This window comes from Luteococcus peritonei (assembly GCF_039526385.1).
Taxonomy (GTDB): Bacteria; Actinomycetota; Actinomycetes; order Propionibacteriales; family Propionibacteriaceae; genus Luteococcus; species Luteococcus peritonei.
Genome location: NZ_BAAAIX010000021.1, coordinates 46504 through 62171, shown reverse-complemented (window position 1 = coordinate 62171; position 15668 = coordinate 46504). Strand labels below are relative to the sequence as shown.

Here is a 15668-nt window from a genome sequence, read left to right as displayed (position 1 = left end):
CTGCAGGCCCATCCAGACCTGGATCGGTCCTGCTCCGGACGCACGACGGCCGCCCCGCACACTGTGGGGCGGCCGTCGTCCTGTCCGGACTCAGAAACCGGCGGCGCGGGCCACGCGTGCCGCCAGCTCGGCATCCACCGGCAGCGGGCGGCCGTCCAGCTCCACGATCGGGCACGGGCCGCGGCCCGAGGAGACCAGGAAGACGCCGTCGGCGGTGAACAGGTCTGCCACCGGCACCAGCTCGACGCGGGTCTCCATCCCGTCGGCGGCCGCTCCGCGCATCACCTCGTCGACGGTGACCGAGGCCAGGATCCCGGTGTCACCGGTGGGGGCGGTGCGCATCACGCCGTCGCTGACCACGACCAGACCGGAGGTGGGCCCCTCCAGCGCATAGCCGTCGGTGGTGACCATGATCGCGTCGTCGGCGCCGCGGCGTTTCGCCTCCCGGGCGGCGGCCACATTGGTGACATAGCTCAGCGTCTTCACCCCGCCCAGCAACCAGGGCGCGTCGCGGAAGGCATCGGAGGGATGTCCGGTGGTGAGCGTGACCGCGTGCAGCGCCCGCGGCACCTGGCCGGCGGGGGTGGGGCGCGGGGTCAGCACCGGCTTCTCACGAAGGGTGAGCAGTGCCAGCGGACCGGCCTGCGGCTCCCACTCGCGGCCGCGGGTCAGCACGAACTTCATCACCGCCTCGCCCGGGGTGCTCCAGGCCGACAGCGCCTGGTCCACCAGTTCCACCCACCGCTCGCGTGCGGGGATGTCGATGTCCAGGGCAGCGGCGGAGCTGGCCAGCCGGTCCAGGTGCTCGTCCAGGTTGACCACCCGGGCGCCCTGCTCGTCGGTCAGCACGCGTGCCGAGTCGAAGCAGCCGTCGCCTCGTGAGAAGCCCAGGTCGTCGGGCGTGATCACGGGCTCGTCGCCCACCACGCCACGTCCCATCACGGCCACCAGTGAAGAAGTCATGGATCCATTCAACTCCTTCCCGCTCCCGGCCACGGACCACCGGCCGGCAGCCGGGCTGCCGTTCCCGCCGGAGCCTCCGTCAGGCACAGCGCACCATCAGCCTCGCCACGGCTCCACGGCATGATGGTGGCCATGGAGCTCGTCCCCGCCTTCACCGCACGCACCCTGTCCGCTGACTCCGTCCGTCTGACCGAGGACCTGCCGGTCACCGAGGATCCTCGTCGCGCCTCCGGCGACTTCCAGGCCGATCAGCTGCTGGCCTTCGCCGTCACCGACGAGCAGCTCGCCGCCGGCAGCCTCGCGGCTGGAACCAGCTGGCAGGTGGCGGTCACCCGGTCGATGGCCCGGCACGGCTCCAGCGCGCTGGACACGGAGATCACGGTGCGCCTGCTGCTGCCCGCCCAGGCGGGCGCAATCGATGCCGAGGCACCGGCCTCGCGCGCCATGATGCGGCTGGCGCTGGCCCTGGCCAGCCCTGAGCTGGGCGTCGTCGAGCCGCAGTGGTCCGGCTCGCTGGCCTGAGAACCGCGCCCGCGCTCCGCGGGTTGCGGCCGAGGCATTCGCCCTGCCCCGGTCGCCGGCAGGCCGTCGTCCTCAGGGCAGCAGGTCCATGGCCTGCCAGACCGCGACGCTGTCCGGCATCACCGGCACCGTGGGGTCCTCGATCATCCGACGGATCTCCTCCGGCTCCACCCAGGCGCCCCAGGCCACCTCGCTGGGCTGGTGCCGGATCGGTCCGTCCCAGGTGACGGCATAGAGCCAGGCATGGAAGTCGACGTGCTCGTCGGCATAGTCGGTCTCCCCGATGAAGCGCAGCGGCACCCCGCTGATCCCCAGCTCCTCGGCCAGTTCCCGCTCGGCGCAGGCCAGCGGCGTCTCACCGGCATCCAGTACGCCCCCGGCGGCGAAGTCGTGGTAGCCGGGGTAGACGTCCTTGGTGGTGGTGCGTCGGTGGACGTAGACCTGGCCGGCGGAATTGGTGACCCAGATGCCGGTAGCGGCATGGCGCAGGTTGCGGGCCCGCATCAGCGAGCGCGGGGCGGCCCCCACCACGCGGCCCTGCTCGTCGCACAGGGCGACCATCTCCTCCGTCGCGTCCTCCATGCCCACCAGCATTCCACCGCCCGGTCCGACCACGGATCCGGGTCCGACCACGGATCCGGGTCCGTCTGTCCGCCTCCCGAGACCCCTTGGCAGGAATGCACCGGGGATGTGACGGTGTTGTCCTGCTGACAGCTCTGCCGACCAGGAAGTCCCCGCATGATCCGCACCGCCGCCGAAGGCTCCATGCAGCACGACCGCACCCCGGTCCCCAATGACAAGATCTGGGAGCGCATCCGCGAGGAGGCCGAGCACGACGCCATCACCGAGCCCGCGCTGGCCGGCTTCCTGAACACCGTGATCCTGGGCCACGAGACGCTGGCCGACTCGCTCAGCTACCTGTTGGCCTCCAAGCTGGAGAACCCGACGGTCACCGCGCTCACCCTGCGAGACCTGCTGCAGCCGGTCTTCGCCAACGACGAGTCCATCTGCGAGGCGGTCCGCGCAGACCTGCAGGCCATCTTCACCCGCGACCCCGCCTGCCGCGGCTACTCGGTTCCGCTGCTCTACTTCAAGGGCTTCCACGCCATCCAGGCCCACCGGGTGGCGCACCACTACTGGAACCAGGGCCGTATCGCGCTGGCGCTCTTCCTGCAGAGCCGGATCTCCGAGGTCTTCGCGGTGGACATCCACCCGGGCGCCCAGCTGGGCAAGGGCCTGATGTTCGACCACGCCACCAGCGTGGTGATCGGCGAGACCGCGGTGGTGGGCGACGACTTCTCCATGCTGCACGAGGTCACCCTGGGCGGCACCGGCAAGGAGGGTGGCGACCGCCACCCCAAGGTGGGCCGCGGCGTCATGATCGGTGCCGGCGCCAAGGTGCTGGGCAACATCCAGGTGGGCGAGGGCGCCAAGATCGGCGCCGGTTCGGTGGTGCTCTCCGACGTGGAGCCGCACACCACCGTCGCCGGTGTGCCCGCCAAGCCGGTCTCCTACCCGCGCTCGGCGATGCCGGCGCTGGACATGGACCAGTCGATCGAGGCGGAGCAACCTTCCGGCGAATGAGGCCGGATGAGGTGGCGGCCTCCGGCGCCGGTGCGACGGCCAGCGTCAGTCGGTGTCGATCTCCACACCGTGGCGCCCGGCGGCCTCGGTGATGCGGCGCTTGATCCGCTCCACCTCGTCGGCGCGGTACTTGGCGGCATTCGACGCCTGGTTGATGTAGCTCCACGCGGCCCGCACGTGCTCGGGGCTGTCGATCGGGTACTTCTTGTTCACCGGGTCGGCGAAGTCCACGTCGCCGTACTTCTTCTCCCCCTCCGCGGGGTCCACGTCGTCACGATGGTGGATCGGTCGAGTCATCGTTCTCCTCGGTATCGGGCCGGGCACGGGCCGGCCGGTTTCAGTCGCCTCCCAGGCTGGACAGCACGCGCGGCAGCTCGGGCAGCAGCTCGCCGGCCAGGTAGCCGACCCGGCCGAAGCGGGCCACCAGCGCGTCCCCGGCGGCCGCGTGCACGTACTTGCCCCAGCCCAGCGCCTGCGGCAGGGAGGCGCCACGGCTGAGCAGGCCTGCCACGGCGCCGGCCACCACGTCGCCACTGCCTGAGGTTCCCAGGCCGGTGTCGCCGGTGGTCACCTGCCAGACCCGGCCCTCGTGCACCACCCAGGAATTGCACCCCACAGCGGCGCCGTAGCGCTTGGCGCAGTCCAGGCTCGCCTGGGCCACGTCCTCCTCGTCCAGCTCGTCCAGCTCCAACAGGCGGGCCAGCTCACCGGCATTGGGGGTCAGCACCAGACGACCCGAGAGCTGCTTGAGCAGCGCCGGGTCCAGGTCGGGCAGCACCGTGGCGCCGAAGGCATCCAGCACCACGGGCACCTCGGAGGGAAGCTCGGCGAGGATCTCGGTCAGCAGCCGGATGGTGCCCTCCGGCTCGTCCAGGCCCGGACCCACCAGCAGCGCGTCGGTGCGTCCGATCTCCTTGCCGAGCACCTGGGCAACGGCCTCGCCGCTCACCGACCCCTCGTCGTCCTCCGCCAGGCCGAAGGCACCGGACTCCGGGATGGCGACGGCCACCCGACCGGCGACCGACTCGGCCACGCCGAGGCTGAGCCGGCCGGCACCGACGCGCAGCCCCGCCAGCCCGGCAAGCATGGCCGCACCGGGGGTGAACCGGGCCCCGCCCACGACCAGCACCTGCCCCCGGCGGTACTTGGAACCCGTCGGCTCGGGCAGGGGCCAGGAACGCAGCATGGCCGGCGTGATCAGCATCGGGTGGGCGAGGGTGCCGCCGGCCGCCGCCTGGGGCACCTCGGGTCGCTTCGGGCTCACTTGCCACCCACCTCGTCGGAGGCGCCGGGCTGGTCGGTGACCGTCACGCCCTGCTCGGTGAGGTGGGAGTCGATGTTGTAGTCGGTGACCACCCAGCCGGTGGCCGAGTCCTGGTCGCGACGCAGCCGACAGATCGCGGCATTCTTCAGCCCGTTGGTTCGGGAGCGCTCCAGCACACCCGCCTCGTCCATCCCCTCCGCGACGTAGCAGAAGAGCAGGTTCACCACGTCGTGCGCGGTCACCAGGACGCACTTGCCCTCGGCCTGGGTGGCGATGTCGCTGAGCACCGCGCGCACCCGGAAGGCGACGTCGGCCCAGGACTCGCCGCCCGGCGGGCGGTAGTAGAACTTGCCGATCCACTCGCGCCGCTCGGCCTCCTCGGGGTACTTCTTGCGGATGCCGTCGCCGGTGAGCATGTCCGTGATGCCCATGTCACGGTCGCGCAGCCGCTCGTCGATGCGCATGTCCATCTGGAAGTCAGCCACCTCCAGAGCGGTCTCCGCGGTCTGCCGGGCCCGACGGAAGGGGCTCGACCACAGCAGTTCGGGACGCTCCTGTTCGCTCAGGCCGGACAGCCAGCGGCCCACCGCCTCGGCCTGCTGCAGGCCGAGCTCGGAGAGCACCACGTCGGCATCGCGGGCGGGCACCTCGATGTGGTCGGCATGGGTCTCGATGGCCCGTTCGGCGGCCACATTGCCCTCGGACTGGCCGTGGCGGACAAGGATGATCTGGGTGGTGGTCACCCGGGCAGGCTAGCCAGCGCCGTCGCGCCGGAACACCCCCTGGCGTGCGGATTTCGCGGTGGGCGTGCGACCTCCTCCAGGGCTCAGGACGGTGACCGGGGCGCTCCGAAGGCATCCGGGGTGACGGCCCGCGGCTCACGGACCAGCACCCGCGAACCGCCCAGCAGACCGAGCAGCAGCAGTGTCCCGCCGGCCAGGGCCGTGCCCAGGGCGTCGGCAGGGCCGAGGTGGGCGGGCGGGAAGAGCATCCCCAGCAGCAACGGTTCCGCCACCGCACCGGCGGGTACCACCAGCCGGGCAGCGCGGTGACCCCTGCGGGCCATGGCGCCCACCCAGCCCAAGGGGATGCCCAGCACCAGTGCCAGGCCGAACCAGGACAGGTTCTGCCCCCAGATGGTGCCGTCATAGGGTCCGAGCCAGATCCCGAGCGCGTAGTGCGAGCACAGCGAGAGGTACATGGTGACAGGGGCTGCCAGCATCGCGGCCCGCGGCGAGCGCACCAGGAAGCCGGTCAGCACCAGCAGCGAGGCCCAGGCCGTCCCCGAATTGGTCAGCCGCGCCAGCCAGAGCCAGCCCACCAGGTCGGTCTGGCCGTGGGCCGTCCCCGCCTGCCGGATGCCGAGCAGGGAGAGCACCGCCAGTGCCAGGGCCACCAGGCAGGCGGCGGCCATCCCTTGTTGATCCATGCCTCGATCCTTGCGGCACCCGGTGGCACACCACATCCGACCGCGGGAGGGGACTGCTACCACCATGGGTAGTTTTCCGGCTGGTCGGTACGGCTAGGTTCGAGGGGACGCCAGACCACAACGAGGAGAACCCATCATGAGCCTGAGCACCACGGTCGCCCGCTGGGGCGACCAGTCGTTGAGCTTCCTGCGCGACGGCTACCTCTTCCAGGAGCGCGCCCGCCGCGCACAGGGCCGCGACGCCGGTGACCCCCGGCCGCTCGCGCTGCGTCTGCTCGGCCGTCCGGCGCTGCTGGTGCGCGGCGCCGCAGGCGTCGAGCTCTTCTACGACGACGATCTGATGAAGCGCCACGGAGCCATGCCGGTGGCGGTGCAGGGCCCGCTCTTCGGCGAGGGGGCCGTGCACACCCTGGATGACGAGGCGCACCGCGCCCGCAAGGCGCAGTTCATCGCCATCGCCTACGACGACGCCCAGGTGGAGCGCTTCAAGCCGATCCTGGCGGCCGAGGTCGAGAAGATGATGATCGAGCTCGCCGCCAAGCCCTCGAATGTCTACGACGCCACCGTGCTCGCCTACGGCCGCGCCGCGCTGCGCTGGGCCGGTGTGCCGGGCGACGACGCCGAGCTCGACCCCTGGGCGATCCGCCTGGGCGAGATCGTCGACGGCTTCGGCAAGCTGAGCCCCGCCCATGCGAAGGCCTGGCTCAACCGTCGTCGCTGTGACGAGTGGTACCAGAGCCTGGTGGAGCGCACGCGCAGCGGCGAGATCACCCCCGCCCCGGAGACCGCCCTGGCCCGCTGGGCCGCCTTCACCGACCACGAGGGGCGCCAGCTGGACGCCAAGACGGCCGGCGTCGAGCTGCAGAACTCCACCCGGCCCACCATCGCCGTCGCCCGCTTCGCCGCCTTCGCGGCCCGGGCCCTGGTGGTGCATCCCGAGTACCGGCAGCGGATCGCCGACGAGGTGGCCGAGCGCGAGGGTCTGCTGGACGGCCCCTTCGCCATCGCCTTCGCCCAGGAGGTGCGCCGGGTCTTCCCCTTCGTGCCGATGCTGCCCGCCTTCGCCCGCAAGGACTTCACCTACCAGGGCCAGCAGGTGCGCGCCGGCCAGCGGGTGCTGCTGGACGTGCTGGGCACCAATACCGACCCGAGCGAGTGGGACGAGGCGCGCCGCTTCAACCCCGACCGCTTCCTGGGCGTGGACGGCGAGCAGGTGGCCGCCTTCATCCCCCAGGGCGGATCGTCGGTGCACACCGGCCACCGCTGCCCCGGGGAGAAGATCGCCGTCACCTGCCTGTCGGCCACCGTCTCGGCGCTCTCGCGGCCCGGGGTGGAGCTGGAGCAGGGCGGGCTGGAGTTCAGCTGGACCACCATGCCCACCCGTCCCGAGAGCGGGGTGCGGGTCCGGATCGCCTGAGGCGGCATCACCCGGGCCACAGCGCCTGAGGCGCGAGGCGACGGCAGGCTGCCCACGGCGGCCTGCCGTCGCCCCGTCCTGCCTGCCACTAGCCTTCGGGCATGACCATCATCGACAAGGTGGCGCTGGTGCACGTCCGTGACGGCCGGCTGCTCACCACCCGCTCCGCCGGTCGGGAGCGGTGCTACCTGCCCGGGGGCAAGCGCGAGCCGGGCGAGGACGATCTCGCGGCGCTGACCCGTGAGCTGGCCGAGGAGCTGGGCGTGCAGGTGGACCCGGCCACGGTGCGCCCCTGGGGCGTGTTCACCCACGAGGCCGATGCCCAGGCCGCCGGCACGGTGGTGCGCACCACGGCGATGACCGCCGACGTCGCGGGCGAGCCCGTGGCCAGTGCCGAGGTGGATGAGCTGGCCTGGCTCGCCCCCGAGGACCGTGACCGGATGACGCCCACCATCGGTGCCGTGGTCGACGACCTGCTGGCCAAGGGCTTCTTCGCCCAGGACCGCGCCGTGCTCTTCGACCTGGACGACACCCTGGTGGCCACCCGCGAGGTGAAGTGGGAGCACCACCGCTTCGTCGCCCGCGAGCACTACGGCATCGACCTGGACGACGAGACCCTGGCCCGCCACTGGGGAGAGCCCTTCGGCATGATGCTGGGGCACCTCTACCGCGACGCCGCCAGCACCGAGGAGATGGTGGCCACCAACCACGCCTCGGCCCACCTCTACCCCAAGACCACCCGCCCCGGCGCCGTCGAGCTGGTCACCGACCTGCTGGACGCCGGGATCCCGGTGGGCGTGGTGACCTCGACGCTGAGCCAGCCGGCCGCCGACGACCTGCGACGCTGCGGCTTCCCCGTCGACCGGCTCTTCACGGTGCAGGGCGCCGACCGCAGCCCGGTGCACAAGCCCGACCCGGCCGTCTTCACCGCGGCCCTGGACACCCTGCGGTGCCTGGGGATCGAGCGGGTGAGCTATGTCGGCGACGCGGTGATGGACGCCCAGGCCGCCGCCGGCGCGGGGCTGGACTTCGTCGCCGTCACCACCGGCATGGTCACCGCCGAGGCCTTCCCGGGCGTCCCGGTGGTCGCGAGCATCGCCGAGGCGGGGCCGTACCTGGGGCTGTGAGCAGTTGCTCCAGCGCTGGCTCCAGAGGACATCGACCAGAGGACACCGGCCAGAATTCAGGTGCACCCGGCCGAGGCCGGCAGTAGCCTCGCGGGCATGGACACAGCGAGCGGGCAGCGGGTCGCGATCAGCTGGGACGAGGCGCGCGAGGCGAATCGTCGCAACTGGGACTCCCGCGCCCCCTTGCACGAGCAGGCCTACCAGGCGCACCGCTTCGTGGAGGACCGGACGCTGCGTTCGGCGGTCGTGCTCACCGACCTGCCGGTGATCGAGCAGCACCTGGGCTCCTCGCTGGCCGGCAAGGACGTGGCGCACCTGCAGTGCCACATCGGCACCGACACCCTCTCGCTGGCCCGCAGCGGCGCCCGGGTGACCGGGCTTGACCTCTCCCCCGCCTCGCTGGAGGTGGCACGACGCCTGGCCGGCGAGGCCGGCGAGCAGATCCGTTTCGTGGAGTCCGACGTGATGGACGCGGCGGCCGCCCTCGGGGACCAGTTCGACGTGGTCTACACCTCCGTCGGCGTGCTCTGCTGGTTGCAGGACCTGGACCGATGGGCCACCCAGGTGGCCGCACTGCTGCGGCCCGGTGGGATCTTCCACCTGCGCGACGGGCACCCCATGATGTACGCGCTCGACGAGCAGGCCGCCGAGCCGGTGCTGCGCCACGCCTACTTCGGCACCGGCCAGGCGCAGGCCTGGGACGACGAGGGCACCTACATCGGGGACGGCACGGTGGCCGAGCCGCGCAGCTACGAGTGGCCCCACCCGATGTCGGAGGTCGTGGGAGCCCTGCTGCGGGCCGGGCTGCAGATCGAGCGCCTCGACGAGGGTCGGACCCTGGACTGGCGCTTCTCGGAGCGCATGGTGGAATCCCCCGAGGGCTACCGCTGGCCCGCTGAGCTGGCCGACATCATCCCCTGCACCTTCACCGTGGTGGCCCGGCGCGGCTGAGGCCCGATCCGCGCCAGGACGAGGCGTCTTCGGCCGTGACATAGGTTTGAGGGCGTGAACGCCACCCCGCAGACCCGCATCTCCGCCTCCGGCGGCAGCATGCGTCTGCTGGGCCGCCCCCACGAGCTGTCCGGCCTGGACCTGCTGCAGGGACGCACGCCGCGAGGTCTGGAGGTCTTCGGCGACCAGGCCTCCAGCTGGCAGCCGCGGTTACGCGCCGGCGACGAGCTGCTGTGGTGCCTGGGCGAGTCCATGGTGACCACCCGCGTCGTGCTGGACGACGAGCAGGGCCTGGTGGCCTGGCTCTCGTCGGGTTCCGAGACCACCGTGCGCGAGCGGCTCGACGGCCGCCACGCCCGCCAGATGCCCGCGCACGAACGCTTCAGCGGTGACTTCCGGTGGCTGCGCGGCCACTGGCGCGGGGACGGCATCCTGCGGGCCACCCGTCCGGGTCAGCCGTGGTCGGTCTGGTGGTTCTGGCGTCGCGACGGGCGTTTCAACGGCTGGTACGTCAACCTGGAGCTGCCGCACCGTCGTGAGCGGGTGGGCCGGGGGGTGCGCACGATCACACGGGACCTGCTGCTCGACCTGTGGGTGGACGCCGACGCACGGGGGCGGCCGGCCCGGGTCTGGCTCAAGGACTTCGACGAGCTCGAGGCGGCCGTGGAGCTGGGCGAGATGAGCCCGCCCGAGGTCGACGCCGTGTGGACCCTGGCGCAACGGGCGATCGACGAGCTGGTGCGGCCGGTCGGCTGGCCGCTGGGTGAGGGCCTGGAGGGCTGGCGGGCGCCGACGGGCTGGGGAGCGCTGCCGCTGCCGGACAGCGAGGACGTGCTGGCGCTGGTGGGGCGTCGTGGCCGGGCCTCCCGGGCAGTGGGCCTCTGAGCCACCGCAGGATGCCCACACCTCCTGCACCGGCACGAGAACGGGCCCGGAGGCGGTGTGCCTCCGGGCCCTTGTTCACCACCGGCCCGTCGGACCAGAGGTCCGCGAACAGGGCGGTCGTGCATGTTCTCGCCTGATGATTCCCCCGAATCATTCGGCTGGGCCAGATCCCCCGATCTGCCCCGGCCCGTGCCGGTTCCCCCGAACCGTGCTGGGCCAGCGGCTGCTGCTCGAGCAGCCTGTCGCCAGGCGCCGATCCCCCGATGCGGCGTCGTGCGATGGATCCAGTCTCCCGGGTGACGCCCTGCGAGACAACTTAATGTTGAACAAGCCAGCGGGACGGGACCCAGCTTCTGTTCAGGTTACGACACGCCAATGTCCCCGATCCAGGGGACAGAAGTGCCGGATGGAGGTCCGGTTGTCCCCCATTGGGGGGACAACTGCCAGCCCGTCTTGTCACGTGAACATGGGACAACGTGAACTTCGTCACAGACAACTCGCGCGACACACCAAACATCGCTACCACTAGGGGCGATGGAGCGCACAGCAGTGGACTGACCGCTCTTGGAAGGTTCAAATCAGTGATGCAGAGACCTGCGTGGCACAGGGTCTCGGCCGCGTAGATCCCTCACGACCGAGGCGCAAGTCCGCCACCCCCTTGCCATCAGGGCCGGCCCGAGAGGCGAGCGCCGCCGACGTCGGCACGACCATTGTGAGATATGGAACCTTGTGGTTCCATTTCTGCATGGATGACGTCTTCTCCGCCCTGGCCCACCCGGCCCGCCGAGCCCTGCTCGACGAGTTGCGGGAAGCCCCGGCGCGCGCCGGCGATGTGGGCACCGGCCTGGGGAGCAGCCGCGAAGCGGTTTCGAAGCACCTGCGCCTGATGGCCGCCGCAGGCCTGCTGCACGTCGAGGTGCGGGGCCGAGAACGCTGGTACCACATCAGACCGGAGGCGCTGGCCGAGCTCGACGGCTGGCTGGAGCCCTACCGGGCCTTCTGGAGCCAGCGGCTGGACGCCCTGGAGACCGAGATCATCCGGGGGCGCCGGGACCGGCGCCGCACGGCATCACGAGCCGCACCACCCACCCGTCCGATCCATCGCGAAGGAGCCTGACCATGACCTCCCTGCTGGCCGCCATCCACCGCACACCCGACGGTTCCGTCGTCGAGCTGCGCCGCCTGCTCCGCACCGACCCCGAGGACGCCTGGGATGCCCTGGTCAGCCCCGACCGGGCCGCCCGCTGGCTCGGCCGTCTGACCGGGGACCTGCGGGAGGGCGGCAGCTGTCGCATCACCTTCGACGACCAGGACCCTTCGGCGGTGGTCGACGGCCGGATCCGCCGCTGCCGGCCGACGGAAGAGCTCGAGTTGACCTGGCAGGCCCCCGGCGACCCCGTCTCGGTGGTGCACGTCGAACTCTCCCCCGTCGAGGGTGGCACCGAGCTGCACCTGGTCCACCGCGACCTCCAGCACGCACAGGACACCGGGCATGCAGCCGGTTGGCAGGTCCACCTGGAGCAGCTCGCCGCCGGGCTGGAACAGGATGACTGGTTCGACCGGTGGGAGTCGTGGGCGGGGCTGCAGCAGGCCTATGCCGGGGCCGTCGACCAGCGGCCCGACGAGACGGGCGCCCCAGCGCAGCCCTGACGGTCGCGGTCCTGCCGACGGGGGCTGACAGCCGTCGACCCCTGCTTGAGAGTTGACAGCGTGGCGACCCACCGGATCGCGATACACAGCTGGTTGTCCACAGGAATTCCCGCCTGCAGGTGGTGTTTTCCACAGGGTTGCTCACATGTGTGTAACTCCACCAGTGTAATTATCCCCAGCAGTGGACAACCTTGTGGAAAACCATCGAGCTGAGGTGGAGGTTCACCCCGTCCGGGCACGGAAGTCCTGTCCGTTCGGCCGCAGCGCCGGCGCCCTGTCATGTCGTAGAAAGGACGGGGAGGGGTGACAGCCATGACCGGACACGACGAGGCCGCCGACGCGACGGTGCGACGTTTCGCGCTGGCCGCCAGCCTGGCCACCACCCTCCTGCTGCTGCCCGGCACCGCGCCCAGCCTGTCGGCACCCGAGCCCCAGCACCTGCAGGTTCCCCGCCACAGCATCGCCTCGGCCGTCGAGCGGCAGGTGCCCGCACCCCGGGTGGTGCTGGACCACCTGCGCCACCGGGCCTGAGCCCCGGCTTCGCCTGGCCGTCGCGACGCAATATCGTGGACGCGTCCCCGCTGTTCCCCGGTCGGGGCCCCTAGCGAAGGACGCACCCGTGCAGCTCACCATCCCGTTCGCCGTCAACCTGCTGGCCTGGCTGGTGGCCATGCTGGCCGCGGGGGCCTGGATGCTGACCGGCTTCATCCACCCGCGCACCGGTGAGCACCGGATGAGCCTGTCCGGCCGCGAGCCGCTGGTGCAGGTGGGCCGCTGGGCCTCGCTGCTGGGCGCCGCCCTGTCCGCCGTGATGGCTCTCACCGGCGACCAGCCGACGGCGTGGTGGGTGGCCACCGTCGCCAGCGTCCTGGCCTTCGCGCTCTCCTTCATGCGTCGCTGGGAGACCGTGATCTACACCCTCGCGCTCACCGCGCTCGCCCTGGTGGCCCCCGTCGCCGCCCGCGAGGAACTGGTGCCCCGCAACCAGGACGTGACCACCGATGCCTCCATGGTGGCCGTCGTGGCCTTCAGCGTGGTCGGCGGCTGCTGGTTGCTCTCGGCCACCCGCCCGCTGGATGCCTTGGCCTCCTCCCGGCTGCGTTTCGTGAGCACGGTGGGTGCCGTCGTGGTGGCCATCTGCGAGCTCGCCACCCTCTGGGGCCAGTGGTCCGGAAGCTGGGAGACCTCGGCCAGCTGGCACCTGGTGCGGCTGCTGTGCGCCGTGGCGCTGGGAGCGCTGGCCTGGCTGCCCCATCGCACCGCCCGCATCCCCGGCGCCCTGCTCGCCCTGGTGGGACAGGTGGCCGCGGTCGCCACGCAGCACGTCGTCCCCCACGCCGCCGGTGAGCAGGTGGCCACCGACGTGCAGGCCTTCGGCTACTCGGTGGCCGAGTGGCCCACCCTGGTCAACCTGGTCACCAAGGTGCGCATCAACCTGTTCTTCTTCTGCCTGGCTCTGGTGGCGATCGGCGCCTACCTGTGGTTCGTGCACGTGCTGCACCGTCGCGGCGACCGCTGGCCCGCCGGCCGGACCTTCGCCTGGGTGGTGGCCTGGTTGCTGCTGATCGTGCTCACCAGCTCCGGCCTGGGCCGCTACGCCCCGGCCGTCTTCAGCGTCCACATGTTCGTGAACCTGGGCGTGAACATGCTGTGCGCCATGGTGCTGGCGCTGGGTGGCTTCATCACGCTGGTGCTGCGCGCCACCCCGGCCCGCGGACGCGGCAGCGCCGCCGGGCTGCGCGAATGGGTGGTGGCCACCATGCACTCGCGCTACCTGGGCTTCCTCTACAACCCGATCATCGCGCTGGTCTTCATGACCGGCACCTACTACGTCTACTACCTGACCGGGCTGTTCACCTCCAGCCTGCAGATGCACTGGCTCCACCAGTTCTTCTACCTGCACTTCCTGATCAGCGGCTACATCTTCTACGGCCTGATCATCGGCATCGACCAGCCGCCGCACCCGCTGCCCCACATCGGCAAGCTGGGCCTGATCATCGGCGCCATGCCCTTCCACGCCTTCTTCGGCGTGATCCTGATGGCCAAGACCACCGTCTACGCGGAGAGCTTCCTGACCACGCTGGGCCATCCCTGGATGGCCGCCCGCGGGCTGATGCACGACCAGTGGGTGGGCGGCACGATCGCCTGGGCCGGCGGCGAGTTCCCGCTGGTGATCGCCCTGCTGGCGCTCTTCTACCAGTGGTCCAAGCAGGACAGGAAGGAGAGCTCGCGCATCGACCGGCACATGGATGCCGGCACCGACGAGAGCTACGACGCCTACAACCAGATGCTGGCCCAGCTGGCCGAGCGGGACCGCCAGGCCGAGGGACGTCGCTGATCGGGCAACCTACCCCTGCGGGTCTGGGCAGGCAGGGACGGGGACGGCAGGCTGGAGGACCACGAACCCCGATCCAGGAGCCCGACCATGAGTGACAAGACCATCGACGACGTCCTCGACATGCTGCAGGCCGAGCGCGTGGCGATGCTGACCACCCACGACGAGGACGAGCTGGTCTCACGACCGATGGGCCTGCAGCACGTGGACCGCAGCGACAACAGCCTGTGGTTCTTCGTGAACGCCGGCTCCGACAAGGCCCTGCAGGTGACGGAGGAGGCGCACGTCAACCTCGCCTTCGCCGGTGACGACTACCTCTCGGTGAGCGGCACCGCGACGGTGGTGCGCGACCAGGCCCGGATCGAGGAGCTGTGGAACTCCTTCGCCGAGGCCATGCTCGACCGTGAGCCCACCGATCCCGCCGTGGCGCTGCTGCGCGTCGCGCCCACCACCATCGCCTACTGGGAGACCCCCAGCTCGCCGCGCTTCCTGCTGGGCGTGGCGAAGAGCATGCTGGGCGGCAGCCGCCCGCAGGGCGGCGACCACGGCGTGGTGGAGGCCTGATGTCCACCCGTCCGGTGGCGCTGGTGGCGGGCGCCTCACGGGGTCTCGGCCTGCTCCTGGCGCTCGAGCTGGGGCGTCGGGGCCATGACGTGGCCATCTGCGCCCGCGACGAACAGGCGCTGGCCCGCGCGGCCGAACAGATCCGGCGCGAGGTGCCCGAGACCACCGTGCTGACGCGTGCCTGCGACGTCTCCGACGAGGCGGCGCTGCGGGCCTTCGTGGACAGCACCGAGGCCGAGCTGGGCCCTGTCGAGGTGGCCATCCACGTGGCCGGCATCATCCAGGTGGGGCCCTGGCAGGCGACCCGCCGCGAGCACTTCGAGCAGGCCGTCGACGTGATGCTCTGGGGCCCGGTGAACCTGGCCCTGGAGGTGCTTCCCCGGATGACCGGCCGGGGCCACGGCCGCTTCGCGGTCGTCACCTCGATCGGCGGCCGCGTCTCGCCGCCACGGCTGCTGCCCTACTCGGTGGCCAAATTCGGCGCCGTCGGGCTCACCGAGGGGCTGGCGGCCGAGCTGGCCGGCACCGGGGTGACGGCCACCACCATCGTGCCGGGCCTGATGCGCACCGGTTCCCACACCCGGGCGAGCTTCTTCGGTGACGCGGCGCGGCAGTACGCCTGGTTCGGTCCGGCGGCCTCACTGCCGCTGCTGTCGATGGACGCCGAGCGCGCGGCCTCGCAGATGGTCTCCGCCGTGCTGGCGGGCCGGCCGGTGGCACACATCTCACCGCTCAGCCAGGTGGCCACCCGGGTGCACGGCCTGGCCCCCGGGCTGACCGTGCGGGCCATGGGCCTGGCCAGCCGCCTGCTGCCCACCGGTGACTCGCCGCAGACCGAGGAGGGCCGCACGGCGCGCGCACGGCTCGGCTCCTCCCTGGTGGACCGGCTCACCACCCTCGGTGACCGGGCAGGTCACCGCACCAACGAGCACTAGCGCCTCCCACCGGCCGCCGTACCGCCTGACCCGGGCCGGTGC

The 15668-nt window shown here is 71.6% G+C and carries 18 protein-coding genes; 12 read left to right on the top strand and 6 right to left on the bottom strand.

The features are described 5' to 3' along the window. Nucleotides 1–90: 90 nt before the first annotated feature. Nucleotides 91–963 carry an aminodeoxychorismate lyase gene (locus ABD073_RS09330; RefSeq protein ID WP_343873943.1) on the bottom strand — a complete coding sequence of 291 codons (873 nt, stop codon included), beginning with the start codon at nt 961–963 and terminating at the stop codon, nt 91–93. A gap of 132 nt (nt 964–1095) precedes the next feature. On the opposite strand from ABD073_RS09330, the gene ABD073_RS09325 reads away from it, so the two are divergent. After that, nucleotides 1096–1485 carry a hypothetical protein gene (locus ABD073_RS09325; protein ID WP_343873941.1) on the top strand — a complete coding sequence of 130 codons (390 nt, stop codon included), beginning with the start codon at nt 1096–1098 and terminating at the stop codon, nt 1483–1485. 72 nt (nt 1486–1557) lie between these two features. On the opposite strand, the gene ABD073_RS09320 is transcribed toward ABD073_RS09325, so the two are convergent. Next, nucleotides 1558–2067, bottom strand: a complete 510-nt coding sequence (locus tag ABD073_RS09320; protein ID WP_343873939.1) for an NUDIX hydrolase — start codon at nt 2065–2067, stop codon at nt 1558–1560. A 156-nt stretch (nt 2068–2223) separates the two neighbouring features. Here ABD073_RS09320 and cysE point away from each other — a divergent pair, with 156 nt between their 5' ends. Next, entirely contained in the window at nt 2224–3069 is an 846-nt protein-coding gene (gene cysE, locus ABD073_RS09315) for a serine O-acetyltransferase (RefSeq protein WP_343873938.1), read from the top strand. A 45-nt stretch (nt 3070–3114) separates the two neighbouring features. Here cysE and ABD073_RS09310 read toward each other — a convergent pair whose 3' ends face one another. From ABD073_RS09310 to ABD073_RS09295, 4 genes are all read right to left on the bottom strand, one after another. Further along, nucleotides 3115–3366, bottom strand: a complete 252-nt coding sequence (locus tag ABD073_RS09310; protein ID WP_343873936.1) for a DUF6582 domain-containing protein — start codon at nt 3364–3366, stop codon at nt 3115–3117. Nucleotides 3367–3406: 40 nt separating this feature from the next. Beyond that, nucleotides 3407–4333: an NAD(P)H-hydrate dehydratase gene (locus ABD073_RS09305; RefSeq protein ID WP_343873935.1), complete on the bottom strand. Its 927-nt coding sequence runs from the start codon at nt 4331–4333 to the stop codon at nt 3407–3409. Then, nucleotides 4330–5076, bottom strand: coding sequence for a histidine phosphatase family protein (locus ABD073_RS09300; RefSeq protein WP_343873933.1), 747 nt, complete (start codon nt 5074–5076; stop codon nt 4330–4332). The genes ABD073_RS09305 and ABD073_RS09300 overlap by 4 nt, the downstream gene beginning before the upstream one ends. An 83-nt stretch (nt 5077–5159) precedes the next feature. Then, nucleotides 5160–5762, bottom strand: a complete 603-nt coding sequence (locus tag ABD073_RS09295; protein ID WP_343873932.1) for a hypothetical protein — start codon at nt 5760–5762, stop codon at nt 5160–5162. Between the two features lie 136 nt (nt 5763–5898). On the opposite strand from ABD073_RS09295, the gene ABD073_RS09290 reads away from it, so the two are divergent. From ABD073_RS09290 to ABD073_RS09245, 10 genes are all read left to right on the top strand, one after another. Continuing rightward, a complete protein-coding gene (locus tag ABD073_RS09290) occupies nt 5899–7179 on the top strand; it encodes a cytochrome P450 (protein WP_343873930.1) in 1281 nt (426 codons plus the stop codon). A gap of 101 nt (nt 7180–7280) precedes the next feature. Then, nucleotides 7281–8306, top strand: coding sequence for an HAD-IA family hydrolase (locus tag ABD073_RS09285; RefSeq protein WP_343873928.1), 1026 nt, complete (start codon nt 7281–7283; stop codon nt 8304–8306). Between the two features lie 96 nt (nt 8307–8402). Continuing rightward, complete coding sequence (locus ABD073_RS09280; protein ID WP_343873927.1) at nt 8403–9257, top strand: class I SAM-dependent methyltransferase; 855 nt, start codon at nt 8403–8405, stop codon at nt 9255–9257. A gap of 54 nt (nt 9258–9311) precedes the next feature. Next, on the top strand, nt 9312–10142 hold the full coding sequence (locus tag ABD073_RS09275; RefSeq protein ID WP_343873925.1) for a ribonuclease FAU-1 family protein: 831 nt from the start codon (nt 9312–9314) through the stop codon (nt 10140–10142). Between the two features lie 745 nt (nt 10143–10887). Further along, the gene (locus ABD073_RS09270; RefSeq protein WP_343873923.1) at nt 10888–11259 is read left to right on the top strand and encodes an ArsR/SmtB family transcription factor; all 372 of its coding nucleotides are present in this window, start codon (nt 10888–10890) and stop codon (nt 11257–11259) included. A gap of 2 nt (nt 11260–11261) precedes the next feature. Then, nucleotides 11262–11792: an SRPBCC family protein gene (locus tag ABD073_RS09265; protein ID WP_343873921.1), complete on the top strand. Its 531-nt coding sequence runs from the start codon at nt 11262–11264 to the stop codon at nt 11790–11792. Nucleotides 11793–12104: 312 nt separating this feature from the next. Then, the gene (locus tag ABD073_RS09260) at nt 12105–12323 is read left to right on the top strand and encodes a hypothetical protein (RefSeq protein WP_343873919.1); all 219 of its coding nucleotides are present in this window, start codon (nt 12105–12107) and stop codon (nt 12321–12323) included. 88 nt (nt 12324–12411) lie between these two features. After that, entirely contained in the window at nt 12412–14130 is a 1719-nt protein-coding gene (locus tag ABD073_RS09255; protein WP_343873917.1) for a cytochrome c oxidase assembly protein, read from the top strand. 87 nt (nt 14131–14217) lie between these two features. Next, complete coding sequence (locus tag ABD073_RS09250; RefSeq protein ID WP_343873916.1) at nt 14218–14691, top strand: pyridoxamine 5'-phosphate oxidase family protein; 474 nt, start codon at nt 14218–14220, stop codon at nt 14689–14691. Continuing rightward, complete coding sequence (locus ABD073_RS09245) at nt 14691–15626, top strand: SDR family NAD(P)-dependent oxidoreductase (protein WP_343873914.1); 936 nt, start codon at nt 14691–14693, stop codon at nt 15624–15626. The genes ABD073_RS09250 and ABD073_RS09245 overlap by 1 nt, the downstream gene beginning before the upstream one ends. The last annotated feature ends 42 nt before the right edge of the window (nt 15627–15668 follow it).

Bases quoted from the DNA above. Each gene is read 5' to 3' on its own strand.
- ABD073_RS09330 (WP_343873943.1), bottom strand. From the start codon at position 963: ATGACTTCTTCACTGGTGGCCGTGATGGGACGTGGCGTGGTGGGCGAC.
- ABD073_RS09325 (WP_343873941.1), top strand. From the start codon at position 1,096: ATGGAGCTCGTCCCCGCCTTCACCGCACGCACCCTGTCCGCTGACTCC.
- ABD073_RS09320 (WP_343873939.1), bottom strand. From the start codon at position 2,067: ATGGAGGACGCGACGGAGGAGATGGTCGCCCTGTGCGACGAGCAGGGC.
- cysE (WP_343873938.1), top strand. From the start codon at position 2,224: ATGATCCGCACCGCCGCCGAAGGCTCCATGCAGCACGACCGCACCCCG.
- ABD073_RS09310 (WP_343873936.1), bottom strand. From the start codon at position 3,366: ATGACTCGACCGATCCACCATCGTGACGACGTGGACCCCGCGGAGGGG.
- ABD073_RS09295 (WP_343873932.1), bottom strand. From the start codon at position 5,762: ATGGATCAACAAGGGATGGCCGCCGCCTGCCTGGTGGCCCTGGCACTG.
- ABD073_RS09290 (WP_343873930.1), top strand. From the start codon at position 5,899: ATGAGCCTGAGCACCACGGTCGCCCGCTGGGGCGACCAGTCGTTGAGC.
- ABD073_RS09285 (WP_343873928.1), top strand. From the start codon at position 7,281: ATGACCATCATCGACAAGGTGGCGCTGGTGCACGTCCGTGACGGCCGG.
- ABD073_RS09280 (WP_343873927.1), top strand. From the start codon at position 8,403: ATGGACACAGCGAGCGGGCAGCGGGTCGCGATCAGCTGGGACGAGGCG.
- ABD073_RS09270 (WP_343873923.1), top strand. From the start codon at position 10,888: ATGGATGACGTCTTCTCCGCCCTGGCCCACCCGGCCCGCCGAGCCCTG.
- ABD073_RS09265 (WP_343873921.1), top strand. From the start codon at position 11,262: ATGACCTCCCTGCTGGCCGCCATCCACCGCACACCCGACGGTTCCGTC.
- ABD073_RS09260 (WP_343873919.1), top strand. From the start codon at position 12,105: ATGACCGGACACGACGAGGCCGCCGACGCGACGGTGCGACGTTTCGCG.
- ABD073_RS09250 (WP_343873916.1), top strand. From the start codon at position 14,218: ATGAGTGACAAGACCATCGACGACGTCCTCGACATGCTGCAGGCCGAG.
- ABD073_RS09245 (WP_343873914.1), top strand. From the start codon at position 14,691: ATGTCCACCCGTCCGGTGGCGCTGGTGGCGGGCGCCTCACGGGGTCTC.